The organism is Streptomyces sp. HP-A2021, from assembly GCF_022807935.1.
GTDB classification, from domain to species: domain Bacteria; phylum Actinomycetota; class Actinomycetes; order Streptomycetales; family Streptomycetaceae; genus Streptomyces; species Streptomyces afghaniensis.
The window spans coordinates 7,787,755-7,799,994 of the sequence record NZ_CP094344.1; the positions used below are offsets into that span (position 1 = coordinate 7,787,755).

Here is a 12,240-nt window from a genome sequence, read left to right on the forward strand (position 1 = left end):
GGTCACGGGCCGGCCCGTGACCACCGCCGTCGTCAGCTGCTGATCTGCGGGGCGAGCAGCACCGGAAGCCGGGTCGTCCGGGGCTTCGCCGACACCTCGGCCACGGCCCTCGGCAACGCCTGTTCCACGCCGTGCACGACGGACAGATGGCGGTCGGCCCGCCCGAACGCCGTGTACACCCACGGCCGGCTGAGGGCCTGCGCGGCATCGCCGGGCAGCACCACGACCACCGCGGGCCACCGGCTCCCGACCGCCTGGTGCGCGGTGAGCGCCCAGCCGTGCCGCACGGACTGCTCCACCCGCTCCTTCGGCACGACGACGTCCTCGCCCTCGCACGACAGGTGCAGCCCCTGGGCATCCGCCTTGACCACGCGGCCCGGGAGCGCACGGCCCGGCACGGGGGAGTAGACGACCCGGTCACCGGGGTCGAAGCCGCCGAAGCGGCCCGGGCCCGGATTGAGCCGCTCCTTCAACGCAGCGTTGAGCGCACGCGTGCCGACGGCGCCGCCGTGCCCCGGCGTGATCACCTGCGTCTGCTCGGCCGGTACGCCGATCGCCCGCGGCACCGAATCCACGACGAGCTGCACGGCCCGGTGCACGGCCTCGCCGGCGTCCCGCACCGGCACGATCACGACCTCCTTGCCGGGGGCCTCGACCTGGTTCAGCTCACCGATGCCGATACCCGAGACCAGCTCGCCCAGCGGCCCCGGATCCGGCTGCCGCGAGGCGACCTGCGGGCAGACCCGCGCCGCGAGCAGATCCGCGAACACCCGGCCCGGACCCACGGACCACAGCACCGCCGGATCCCCGGCCAGCACCAGCCGCGCCCGGTCCGGCAGCGACTCCGTCAGCAGCGCGGCCGTCTCGACATCCAGCTGCGGCGCGTCGAGCACGACGAGCAGATCGAGATCCAGCGCCCCGTCGGCATCCCGGCCGGGCCCTTCGGCCCCGGAGAGCAGCCCGGCGACGGTGGCCACGGCGGAGGGGGCGCCGGGCGCGGCGTCGGGAGTCCCGGCGGCCTGCCCGGGGAGGGCCGGCGCCGCGGCCGGGCCGGACGGGTGGCCGGACCGGCGCAGCAGGGCGGCGAAGCGCGTGCGGCCGATCGGGCCGTGGGTGGCGGCCCAGGCGCGCAGGCCCAGGGTGTGCGCGGCGGTCAGCAGTGCCGCGGGTTCGGTCAGTGAGGCCGCACCGCCGGTGTGCAGGACCAGGCCGTGCGCGGCGACCGCGCGGAGCAGCTCAGCCGTCGAACCCCGGGCCCCGGCGGCGGCCCGCTCCCAGTCCTCGGCCGAACCGTCCTGCTTGGGCACCGAGTTCACCAGCCGGGCCAGACCGTCGGCCAGGCTCTCCTCCGCGAGCGCGTACCGCTCGAGCCCGACCAGGACGCGGACCGGACGCTCCTCGTCCTCCTCCGTGCCCTCCTCCTCGGCCCGGGCCGGCGCGCCACCGGTCTCCTCCAGCGCGTCCTGGAAGACCAGCGCCTCGCCCTCCGCGATCGCGTCCTGCACGGCACTGTCCGGGTCCGGCACGCCCCGCTGGGCCAGGGCCGCGAGGAGCGCCGGCATCTCCAGCGCGGTGTGCCCGGCCAGCGCGGCCTGCTCCAGCAGCCAGACGGTGACGGCCCGGCCGCGCCGCTCGTCGTCCGGGCCGCACTCGGCGCCGAGCAGGGCCCGGGCGAACCCGTCGGCCTGCTCGGGCCGCACGCCGGCGACGCGCAGCAACTGCCAGGGATCGGCCCGCAGCAGCTCGTCCGCGCCCTCACCGAGTGCGGCCGCCACCTGCGGCGCGAGCACTTCGGGGGCACCGCCCTCGCCGAGCACCTGCCGCACGGCCTGCACCGCCGCCTGCGCGGGAGCCGTCGACGCGGCCACGGTCTCGGCCGCCACCGGCTGCGGCCGCCGTACCGGCTCCGGGGCGGAGCGCCGGGGAGCGGGCTCGGGCTCCGCGAACACCGCGGCGACCGGCTTCTCGCCGCTCTCCACGGCCCGTACGGCCGCGAGCAGATCGGCGGCCTTGCCGCTCAGCTTGGTGCCGGCCTCGATCGGCGCCTTCTTCCCGGCCTTCCGCTGCTCGATCCGCTCCCGCTCCGCGCGCTGGGCCCGCAGCTCGGCCTCGGCCTCCGACACGTCACCGGCATCGGCTGTGTCCCCCTCGGTGCTCCCGCCCCCGGACACCTCACCGGAACCGGCCGCATCCGCCTCGGTCCCGTCGCCCTCGGACACCTCACCGGAACCGGCCGCATCCCCGTGGGTCCCCTCGACCCCCTCGGTCTCCGCACCACCGGTCGGCGTCCCCGGCTCGGCGTCCTCCGTGGTCTCCGGCTCCGTGCTCACAGCGTGCTCCAGTCGTGATCGGGATAGCGGTGCACAGGCGCCGACACGTCGTCGAGCGCCCGGCAGATCTCGTCAGGAAGACTAAGGGTCTCCACTGACAATGCCGCCGTGAGCTGCTGCGCGTTGCGCGCGCCGACGATGGGCGCGGCGACCCCCGGCCGGTCGCGGACCCAGGCCAGCGCCACCTGCAGCGGCGTCACCGCGAGTCCGTCGGCCGCGGTCGTCACGGCGTCCACGATGCGCCTGGCGGTGTCGTCCAGATACGGCGCGACGAACGGCGCGAGGTGCTCCGAGGCACCGCGCGAGTCCGGCGGCGTCGTGTCGCCCCGGTACTTGCCCGTCAGCACCCCACGCCCCAGCGGCGAGGACGGCAGCAGCCCGATGCCCAGGTCCAGCGCGGCCGGCAGCACCTCGCGCTCGATGCCCCGCTGGAGCAGCGAGTACTCCAGCTGCGTGGCCGCCAGCCGGGTCCGGGTGCCGGGGGCCGCCAGCTGCCAGGTGGCGGCCTTGGCCAGCTGCCAGCCGCAGAAGTTGGAGACGGCGGCGTAGCGGGCCCGGCCGCTGGCGACCGCGAGGTCGAGGGCCTGGAGGGTTTCCTCCAGCGGGGTGTCCGGGTCGAAGGCGTGCACGTGCCACAGGTCGACGTAGTCGGTGCCGAGCCGGGAGAGCGAGGCGTCCAGCGCGGAGAGCAAATGGCCGCGGGAGGTGTCGAAGCGGCGGTCGGGATCCGGCACGCTGCCGGCCTTGGTCGAGATGACCAGGTCCCGGCGGGCCACCAGGCCGTCCATGAGCCTGCCGAGCAGGTACTCGGCGTCCCCGTCGCCGTACACGTCCGCGGTGTCGACGAGGGTCCCGCCCGCTTCCCAGAACGTCTTCATCAGGTCCGCGGCGTCGTGCTCGTCCGTGTCCCGTCCCCAGGTCAGGGTGCCGAGCCCGATCCGGGACACACGCAGGCCGGTGCGGCCGAGATGCCTCTGCTCCATGAACGCCGAGATTACTGGCCAGAGCCTTCCCTGTGGTGGGCTGTGGACAGCCGATTTCGCGGGTCCGGCCGCGCGTTGTCCGTGAGTCGTCCGGCACCGCTGCCCGTCGCTAGGCCCCCGCCGAGCCGCGCGCTAAGGTCTCCGCACGTGCACGTTACTGATCGGTAAGGGGATACGGCATGCAGCTCGGTATCAACCTCGGCTACTGGGGTGCCGGAATGGACGCGGACAATCTGGCCGTCGCCCAGGAGGCCGACCGGCTCGGATACGCCGTCTGCTGGGCCGCCGAGGCCTACGGCTCCGACGCCGCCACCGTACTGACCTGGGTCGCGGCCCAGACCGAACGTATCGACGTCGGCTCGGCCATCTTCCAGATCCCGGCCCGCCAGCCCGCGATGACCGCCATGACGGCCGCCACCCTCGACTCCCTCTCCGGCGGCCGCTTCCGCCTCGGCCTCGGCGTCTCCGGCCCGCAGGTCTCCGAAGGCTGGTACGGCGTCAAGTTCGACAAGCCCCTGGCACGCACGCGTGAGTACGTCGAGATCGTCCGCAAGGCCATGACGCGCGAGCGCCTGTCCTACGAGGGGCAGCACTGGACGCTGCCCCTGCCCGGCGGCCCGGGCAAGCCCATCAAGCTGACCGTGCACCCGCAGCGCGAGCACATCCCGCTGTACATCGCCGCGATCGGCCCGAAGAACCTGGAGCAGACCGGCGAGATCGCCGACGGCGCCCTGCTGATCTTCCCCTCCGCCGACCACCTGGAGGAGACGACGATCAAGTACCTGCGCGCCGGCCGCGAGAAGGCCGGCAAGACGCTCGACGGCTTCGACGTCTGCCCGACCGTCCCGCTCGCCGTCGGCGACGACAAGGACGTCGCCGCGCTCGCCGACACCTTCCGCCCCTACACCGCGCTGTATGTCGGCGGCATGGGCAGCCCCAAGCAGAACTTCTACAACCAGCTCGCCCAGCGCATGGGGTACGAGAAGGAGGCCGCCGAGATCCAGGGCAAGTACCTGTCCGGCGACAAGCAGGGCGCCGCGGCCGCCGTGCCGCACGAACTGATCGACAAGACCACGCTGCTGGGGTCCGTCGACCGGATCGCGGACCGCATGAAGGCCTACGCGGCGGCTGGCGTCACCACCCTGAGCCTCGCCCCGGCGGGCTTCACCCTCGACGAGCGGCTCGCGTCCCTCCGCGCCGGCACCGAGGCCCTGGAGCGCGCCGGGCTCGCCTGACACGCCGGAACCCGTCGGAGTTGTCTGCGGCCGTGGTGGGGGCTCGGGGGTCTTCCCCGCCACGGCCGTCACGCAGAACAACGCCCCGCGCCTCCCACGGTTACGCCGGGATCTCGCCGTCCTGTGGCAGAGACCCCCGCGGCCGTGCGGGACTCACCTGTCCCCCGTTTGGCGGAGTTGTCCGTCGTACCTGTTGCAGCGCCTGTCGTCCCGCACTTGACTCGTTCTTTGCGACGAACCTGCGGAATCACGCAGCACGCGCACGCGCGCGGGAGAGGTGCTCACGATGCTTTCGGCCAAGAGTGTGTTCCAGGAGATCCTCGCCAACGACGAGTCCTTCGCCCTGTTCTGCTCCATCGCCGCGAGCGGCGAGTCCCAGGGCGGCTGGGAGAACGCCCGAATCGCCGCGCTCGTCCCCGACAGCGAGCGAGAGCTCGCCCCCAAGATCACCCGGCACGGCGCCGACGAGGACAAGCACGGCCGGATCTTCAACGCCCTGTTGAAGAAGCGCGGCCTCGACCCCGTCCCGGTCCCGCCGGAGACCGACTACACCATGCTCCTGGAGAAGAACGGCATCGGCCTCGCACACGAGCAACTGGGGCGCGACGAGCGGCTCACGGTCCAGGACATCGTCACCTACCTCTCGCACAGCAGGGTCACCGAACAGCGCGCCTCGGAGCAGATGACACTGCTCCGCAAGCATTTCGCCGACGACCCCGACATCGGCCGCGCGGTCAAGCAGATCTCCCACGACGAGGACAACCACCTCGCCTACTGCCACGAGGAACTGCTGCGCTTCGCCTACGCGGGCCACGGCCGGGCCATCCAGCGGACCCTGCGCGCGTGCGCGTTCGCCGAGATCCGGATCTACCGGGACGTCAGCCTCGCGGTCATGGCGCACATGGGCCGCATCCTCGGCTGGTCCAGGGCCAAGTCGGCGGTGCTCGCGGCGGGCATCCACGCGATGTACGCCTACGAACGGCTGGGCGGCTGGCGCCGGATGGTGTCGCTGAAGATGCCCGAGCGCCGCGACGCCCTCGGCGGACCCGCGTCCACGGCACCCGAGTTCGCCTGAGCCGGACCGCTCCGCGACCCGCCCCGGCCCGCTCTACAACCAGCCCCGGCGCTTGAACAGCCGGAACACCAGCACCTCGAGAACGGCCATCACCGCGATCAGTGCCGGATAGGACCACTCCCAGCGCAGCTCGGGCATGTGCTCGAAGTTCATGCCGTAGATCCCCGCGATCATCGTGGGGATCGCGGCCATGGCCGCCCACGCGGAGATCTTCCGCATGTCGTCGTTCTGCCGGACGCTCATCTGCGCCAGATGCGCGTTGAGGATGTCCGACACCAGCCGGTCCAGGTTCTCCACGGACTCGTTCACGCGCGTGAGGTGGTCGCTGACGTCCCGGAAGAACGGCCGGGCCCGGTCGTCCACGAACGGCACGGTCACGCCGGACGGCGCCGTGCCCGCCAGCCGGCTCATCGGCAGGGCCAGCGGCCCGGTCGCCCGGCGGAACTCCAGGACCTGCCGCTTGAAGTTGTAGATCCGGGAGGCGGTGTGCCGCGAGCCCCCGTCGTCCGGTGAGAAGACCTCCGCCTCCAGTCCCTCCAGGTCGGCCTGCAGCTCGGTCGCGACCTCCAGGTAGTGGTCGACGGCGGCGTCGGCGACCGCGTACAGCACGGAGGTGGGGCCGGTGCCCAGCAGGTCCGGCTCCTGCTCCAGCCGGTGCCGTACGGCCTTGAGCGGGGCGCCCTCGCCGTGCCGGACGGTGACGACGAACGCGTCGCCCAGGAAGATCATGATCTCGCCGGTGGAGACGGTGTCGCTCTGCGGCTCGTACGCCACGGGCTTGAGCACCACGAAGAGCGAGTCGTCGTACACCTCCAGCTTGGGCCGCTGGTGGGCCTTGAGGGCGTCCTCGACAGCCAGGGGATGCAGCCCGAACTCCTGGGTCACATGGTCGAATTCGCGCTCCGTCGGCTCGTGCAGCCCGATCCACACGAAACCGCCCGCCCTGCGGGCCTCACCCAGGGCGTCGGAGAAGTCCTCCGGCCCTTCCGACCGGTGTCCCTCGCGGTAGATGGCACAGTCGACGATCACTAAGAGAGTCTCCCGTCACTCGAACGACACCGTACGCGCGCGTGCGCCTACGCTGGACCGCATGCCCACGTTGATCCTGGTCCGGCACGGACGTTCCACCGCCAACACCGAGGGACTGCTCGCCGGCTGGACGCCCGGTGTCGCCCTCGACGAACGCGGCACCGCGCAGGCCGCCGCGCTGCCCGGGCGGCTCGCCGAACTGCCCCTCGCCGAGATCGTCACCAGCCCGCTCCAGCGCTGCCAGGAGACGATCCGGCCCCTCCTCCAGGCCCGGCCGGAACTCACCCCGCACACCGACGAGCGCATCGGCGAGTGCCACTACGGCGACTGGTCGGGGCGCAAGCTCGACGAGCTCAAGGACGAGCCCCTCATGGAGGTCGTGCAGGCGCACCCGTCCGCGGCGGCGTTCCCCGGCGGGGAATCGATGCGGGCCATGCAGACACGCGCCGCCGAGGCCGTACGCGAGTGGAACGCCCGCGTGGAGCGCGACCACGGCGCCGACGCCGTCTACCTCATGTGCTCGCACGGCGACGTCATCAAGTCGCTCGTCGCGGACGCACTCGGACTTCATCTGGACCTCTTCCAGCGGATTTCCGTTGAACCGTGTTCCATCACCGCGATCCGCTACACCCGGTTGCGGCCGTTTCTCGTACGCCTCGGCGACACGGGCGACTTCACGTCACTGGTGCCGCGCGAGGAACCGCCGGGCGACGAGGCCCCCGTCGGGGGTGGTGCGGGCGCACCGTGATCGTCGGCCGCAGTAGGGTGAAGCGGTCGCAGCAGTGCCGTAGTCACACGGTTCCCACGATTCCAATGGAGACAGGACGTGTCCCGTCAGGTGTTCCTCTACGACCATCCGGAGCGTTTCGTGGCCGGTACGGTCGGACTGCCCGGGCGCCGTTCGTTCTTCCTCCAGGCCTCCGCCGGCTCCCGGGTGACCAGCGTGGCCCTGGAGAAGACCCAGGTCGCCGCGCTCGCCGAACGCATGGACGAACTGCTCGACGAGGTCGTACGCCGTAGCGGAGGCAGCGCTTCCGTCCCCGCCGTCGCGCCGTCGGAGATCACCGACACCGCCCCGCTGGACACCCCCATCGAGGAGGAGTTCCGGGTCGGCACGATGGCGCTCGCCTGGGACGGCGAGGAGCAGCTGATGATCGTCGAGGCGCAGGCGCTCGTCGAACTCGACGCCGACACCGAGGAGGACCTCGCCGAGGCCGAGGAGCGGCTGCTCCAGGACGAGGAGAACGGGCCCCCGATGCTGCGGGTCCGGCTCACCGGCGCGCAGGCGAGGGCCTTCGCCAAGCGCGCCCTCGACATCGTCAACGCCGGGCGGCCGCCGTGCCCGCTGTGCAGCCTCCCGCTCGACCCGGAAGGACACGTATGTCCGCGCCAGAACGGATACCGCCGCGGAGCGTGACACCTCCGGACGCCGCCGAACTGCTCGCCCGGGGCGACATCACCGTGCGCGGACGCATCCGTGAGGCGTCCAACGCGGCCCTGTACTGCACGGTCTCGTACGACGGCCAGGACGCGGCCTGCATCTACAAGCCGGTCGCCGGGGAGCGGCCCCTGTGGGACTTCCCCGACGGGACGCTCGCCCAGCGCGAGGTCGCCGCGTACGAGGTCTCCGAGGCGACCGGCTGGGGCCTCGTCCCGCCCACCGTGCTGCGGGACGGCCCCTACGGCGAGGGCATGTGCCAGCTGTGGGTCGAGGCGGTGCCGGAGGCGGAGCTGCTCGCCCTGGTCGACGGGGAGGAACCGGAGCCGGGCTGGAAGGCCATCGGCTTCGCCGAGGTCGGCGAGGGCCGCACCGCGCTGCTCGTGCACGCGGACGACGAGCGGCTGCGGCGGCTCGCGGTGCTGGACGCCGTGGTCAACAATGCCGACCGCAAGGGCGGGCACCTGCTGCCGACCGGCGAGGGGCGGCTGTACGGGATCGACCACGGGGTCACCTTCAACGTCGAGAACAAGTTGCGGACCCTGCTGTGGGGGTGGGCGGGGGAGCCCCTCACCCAGGAGGCCGTCGACGTCCTCGAAGGCCTCAGGAAGGACCTGGCGGACGCCGGTCCCCTCACCGCCCGGCTCCAGCCGCTGATCACCGGCGCGGAGATCGACGCCACCCGCGCGCGGGTCGCCGCGCTGCTCGCCTCGGGGAAGCACCCCGAGCCGAGCGGGGAGTGGCCGGCGATTCCGTGGCCACCCGTGTAAGCGATCCCCGGCCGTCCGGGCGGCAGCACAGCCGCCGAGCTTCCGCAAGAGCGCCTTCTCGGCCGTCCGGCCCGCTCCCATTCGTATAGGGAACTTCAGTCCGGTTAGGCTCATGGCATGCATGCCTGGCCCGCTTCCGAGGTCCCCGCCCTGCCTGGTCAGGGCCGCGACCTGAGGATCCACGACACCGCGACCGGCGGCCTCGTCACCCTCGACCCCGGTCCCGTCGCCCGTATCTACGTCTGTGGCATCACCCCGTACGACGCCACCCACATAGGACACGCGGCGACCTACAACGCGTTCGACCTCGTGCAGCGCGTGTGGCTCGACACCAAGCGGCAGGTTCACTACGTCCAGAACGTCACCGACGTCGACGACCCGCTCCTCGAGCGGGCGCAGCGCGACGGCCTCGACTGGGCCGCGCTCGCCGAGCGGGAGACGGCCCTCTTCCGCGAGGACATGACGGCCCTGCGGATGCTGCCGCCGCGACAGTACATAGGCGCCGTCGAGGCGATACCCGGGATCGTCCCGCTCGTCGAGCGCCTGCGGGACATGGGCGCGGCCTACGAACTCGAAGGCGACGTCTACTTCTCCGTCGAAGCCGACCCGCACTTCGGCAAGGTCTCCGGGCTCGACGCCGCGGCGATGCGGCTGCTGTCCGCCGAGCGCGGCGGCGACCCGGACCGGCCGGGCAAGAAGAACCCGCTCGACCCGATGCTCTGGATGGCGGCCCGGGAGGGCGAGCCCAGCTGGGACGGCGGATCGCTCGGGCGCGGACGGCCCGGCTGGCACATCGAGTGCGTGGCCATCGCCCTCGACCACCTCGGCATGGGCTTCGACATCCAGGGCGGCGGCTCCGACCTGGCCTTCCCGCACCACGAGATGGGCGCCTCGCACGCCCAGGCCCTCACCGGCGAGTTCCCCATGGCCAAGGCGTACGTACACGCCGGCATGGTCGCCCTCGACGGCGAGAAGATGTCCAAGTCCAAGGGCAACCTGGTCTTCGTCTCCAAGCTCCGGCGCGACGGCGTCGATCCGGCCGCCATCCGGCTCGCGCTGCTCGCCCACCACTACCGCGCCGACTGGGAGTGGACCGACCAGGTCCTCCAGGACGCCGTCGGACGGCTCGACCGCTGGCGGGCCGCCGTGTCCCGGCCCGACGGGCCGTCGGCGGAGGCGCTCGTGGAGGAGATCCGCGAGGCCCTGGCGAACGACCTGGACGCCCCGGCTGCGCTCACCGCGGTCGACCGCTGGGCCGCGCTCCAGGAGCAGAGCGGCGGCACGGACGAGGGCGCCCCCGGGGTGGTCTCCCGGGCGGTGGACGCCCTGCTGGGCGTGGCGCTGTAGCCGTACGGCACGCGAAGGGGCGCCTCCCGGCCGGGAGGCGCCCCTTCTGCTGTCCTTCTGCTGTCCTTCTGCTGTGCTCGGTCCCGCTCAGTCCTCCGACGACTCCTCGTCGTCCGTGCCCGGCTTGGGCGGCTTCGGCGGGCGCGTACGGCCGCTGGGGTTGTCCCGCAGGTACGACGTGCTGTCGCTGCCGTCCGCCGTGGCGTGCCCGCCGGAGGCGGTCGGTCCGCCGCCGTCCCGGCGCCGCAGATAGCGCTCGAACTCGCGGGCGATCGCCTCACCCGACGCCTCCGGCAGCTCGGCGGTGTCCCGGGCCTCCTCCAGCGACTGGACGTACTCGGCGACCTCGCTGTCCTCGGCGGCCAGCTGGTCCACGCCGACCTGCCAGGCGCGCGCGTCCTCGGGCAGCTCGCCCAGCGGGATGCGCACGTCGATCAGGTCCTCCAGCCGGTTCAGCAGGGCCAGGGTGGCCTTCGGGTTCGGCGGCTGCGACACGTAGTGCGGCACCGCCGCCCACAGCGAGACGGCCGGCACGCCCGCGTGCGTGCAGGCCTCCTGGAGGACGCCGACGATGCCCGTGGGCCCCTCGTACTTCGTCTCCTCCAGGTCCATGCGGCGGGCCAGGTCCGGGTCGGACGTCGTCCCGCTGATCGGAACCGGGCGGGTGTGCGGGGTGTCACCGAGCAGGGCGCCCAGGACGACCACCAGTTCCACGCCGAGTTCGTGCGCGAAGCCGAGCAGTTCGTTGCAGAACGAACGCCATCGCATGGACGGTTCGATACCCCGGACGAGGACGAGATCGCGTGGCTTGTCCCCGCCGACCCGGACGACCGACAGCCTGGTGGTGGGCCATGTGATCTTGCGGACGCCCGCTTCCAGGAACACCGTGGGGCGGTTGACCTGGAAGTCGTAGTAGTCCTCGGCGTCCAGCGCCGCGAAGACCTCGCCCTTCCACTCCCTGTCCAGATGCGCGACCGCGGTGGAGGCGGCGTCGCCGGCATCGTTCCAGCCCTCGAACGCGGCCACCATGACCGGGTCGATCAGCTCGGGAACCCCCTCGAGCTCGATCACCCAGCGCCTCCTTCCGACGTGCCCTCGCGTACCCCCCAACCTTACGGCGTGCCAAGGGGGCGCCCGCAGCCCCCTCGCAGGGGGAGTGAACCCATCACTGCCCCGCGATCCACCCCTGAACACCCCGGATTGATCCGAGCTGTCGGTGAGGCCCTGGTCACAGCGTGGAGCGCAGCCACTGCTCCACGCTCGCGATGTGCACCGTCGCCCAGGAGCGCGCCGCCTCGGCGTCCCGGTCCCGCAGGGCCGCGAGGATCGCCCGGTGCTCGCGCAGGGTCCGGCTGACCGCGTCCTCCTGGGTCAGACCGCGCCAGATCCGGGCCCGGGTGGTGGGGCCCGACAGCCCGTCGAGCAGTGAGCACAGCACCGAGTTGCCCGAGCTCTGCACGATGCCCCGGTGGAACTCCAGGTCGCAGGCGACCAGATCCTCCACGGAGGGGGCGTCGCCGAGCTTGTCCAGCTGGGCCGTGAGCGCGTCCAGTTGCTGTTCGCTGATCCGCAGCGCCGCCATGGCCGTCGCGGCCGGTTCCAGGATGCGGCGCACGGCCAGGAACTCCAGGACCGTGTCGTCGCGGTGGAAGTCCACGACGAAGCTCAGCGCCTCCAGCAGGAGTTGCGGGTCGAGACTGGTGACGTAGGTGCCGTCGCCCTGCCGGACGTCCAGGATCCGGATGAGGGACAGCGCGCGCACGGCCTCCCGCAGGGAGTTGCGGGACAGGCCGAGGTCGGCGGCGAGTTCGCTCTCCTTGGGCAGCCGGTCGCCCGGCCGCAGCGCGCCGGAGACGATCATGCCCTTGATCTTCTCGATCGCCTCGTCGGTGACTGCCATGGCCGGCCTCCCTGTCGCTCAAGACCTCCGACGTATCAGGTCATTATGGGGGTCGGGAACGCGGAAGGGGCGGCTCCGTCGGCGTGGAACCGCCCCTTCCGGCAACGGGAGCCCCCGGTCCCGGTAACGGGAC

The 12,240-nt window shown here is 72.5% G+C and carries 11 protein-coding genes; 6 read left to right on the plus strand and 5 right to left on the minus strand.

The genetic code is table 11. The annotated features are described in order from the left end of the window. Positions 1 to 32: 32 nt before the first annotated feature. Positions 33 to 2,330 carry an ATP-dependent RecD-like DNA helicase gene (locus tag MQE23_RS35195; protein WP_243381246.1) on the minus strand — a complete coding sequence of 766 codons (2,298 nt, stop codon included), beginning with the start codon at positions 2,328 to 2,330 and terminating at the stop codon, positions 33 to 35. Continuing rightward, positions 2,327 to 3,313 carry an aldo/keto reductase gene (locus tag MQE23_RS35200; protein WP_243381247.1) on the minus strand — a complete coding sequence of 329 codons (987 nt, stop codon included), beginning with the start codon at positions 3,311 to 3,313 and terminating at the stop codon, positions 2,327 to 2,329. Before MQE23_RS35200 ends, MQE23_RS35195 begins: the two co-directional genes overlap by 4 nt. Positions 3,314 to 3,492: 179 nt before the next feature. On the opposite strand from MQE23_RS35200, the gene MQE23_RS35205 reads away from it, so the two are divergent. Together MQE23_RS35205 and MQE23_RS35210 are read left to right on the plus strand one after the other, a co-directional pair. Further along, the gene (locus MQE23_RS35205) at positions 3,493 to 4,548 is read left to right on the plus strand and encodes an LLM class F420-dependent oxidoreductase (RefSeq protein ID WP_020276818.1); all 1,056 of its coding nucleotides are present in this window, start codon (positions 3,493 to 3,495) and stop codon (positions 4,546 to 4,548) included. A gap of 286 nt (positions 4,549 to 4,834) precedes the next feature. Further along, entirely contained in the window at positions 4,835 to 5,623 is a 789-nt protein-coding gene (locus MQE23_RS35210; protein ID WP_037673405.1) for a ferritin-like domain-containing protein, read from the plus strand. A 33-nt stretch (positions 5,624 to 5,656) separates the two neighbouring features. Here MQE23_RS35210 and corA read toward each other — a convergent pair whose 3' ends face one another. Continuing rightward, on the minus strand, positions 5,657 to 6,652 hold the full coding sequence (gene corA, locus MQE23_RS35215) for a magnesium/cobalt transporter CorA (RefSeq protein ID WP_020276820.1): 996 nt from the start codon (positions 6,650 to 6,652) through the stop codon (positions 5,657 to 5,659). Between the two features lie 61 nt (positions 6,653 to 6,713). On the opposite strand from corA, the gene MQE23_RS35220 reads away from it, so the two are divergent. From MQE23_RS35220 to mshC, 4 genes are all read left to right on the plus strand, one after another. After that, positions 6,714 to 7,400 carry a histidine phosphatase family protein gene (locus MQE23_RS35220; RefSeq protein ID WP_020276821.1) on the plus strand — a complete coding sequence of 229 codons (687 nt, stop codon included), beginning with the start codon at positions 6,714 to 6,716 and terminating at the stop codon, positions 7,398 to 7,400. A gap of 78 nt (positions 7,401 to 7,478) precedes the next feature. Further along, positions 7,479 to 8,069 carry a DUF3090 domain-containing protein gene (locus MQE23_RS35225; RefSeq protein ID WP_020276822.1) on the plus strand — a complete coding sequence of 197 codons (591 nt, stop codon included), beginning with the start codon at positions 7,479 to 7,481 and terminating at the stop codon, positions 8,067 to 8,069. Beyond that, positions 8,033 to 8,860, plus strand: a complete 828-nt coding sequence (locus MQE23_RS35230) for an SCO1664 family protein (RefSeq protein WP_037673401.1) — start codon at positions 8,033 to 8,035, stop codon at positions 8,858 to 8,860. Before MQE23_RS35225 ends, MQE23_RS35230 begins: the two co-directional genes overlap by 37 nt. Positions 8,861 to 8,977: 117 nt before the next feature. Next, positions 8,978 to 10,207 carry a cysteine--1-D-myo-inosityl 2-amino-2-deoxy-alpha-D-glucopyranoside ligase gene (mshC, locus tag MQE23_RS35235; protein WP_020276824.1) on the plus strand — a complete coding sequence of 410 codons (1,230 nt, stop codon included), beginning with the start codon at positions 8,978 to 8,980 and terminating at the stop codon, positions 10,205 to 10,207. 87 nt (positions 10,208 to 10,294) lie between these two features. Here mshC and MQE23_RS35240 read toward each other — a convergent pair whose 3' ends face one another. Both MQE23_RS35240 and MQE23_RS35245 read right to left on the minus strand, forming a co-directional pair. Beyond that, positions 10,295 to 11,278, minus strand: a complete 984-nt coding sequence (locus MQE23_RS35240) for a PAC2 family protein (RefSeq protein WP_059419387.1) — start codon at positions 11,276 to 11,278, stop codon at positions 10,295 to 10,297. Positions 11,279 to 11,435: 157 nt separating this feature from the next. Next, the gene (locus MQE23_RS35245) at positions 11,436 to 12,107 is read right to left on the minus strand and encodes a FadR/GntR family transcriptional regulator (RefSeq protein ID WP_020276826.1); all 672 of its coding nucleotides are present in this window, start codon (positions 12,105 to 12,107) and stop codon (positions 11,436 to 11,438) included. Between the last annotated feature and the right edge of the window lie 133 nt (positions 12,108 to 12,240).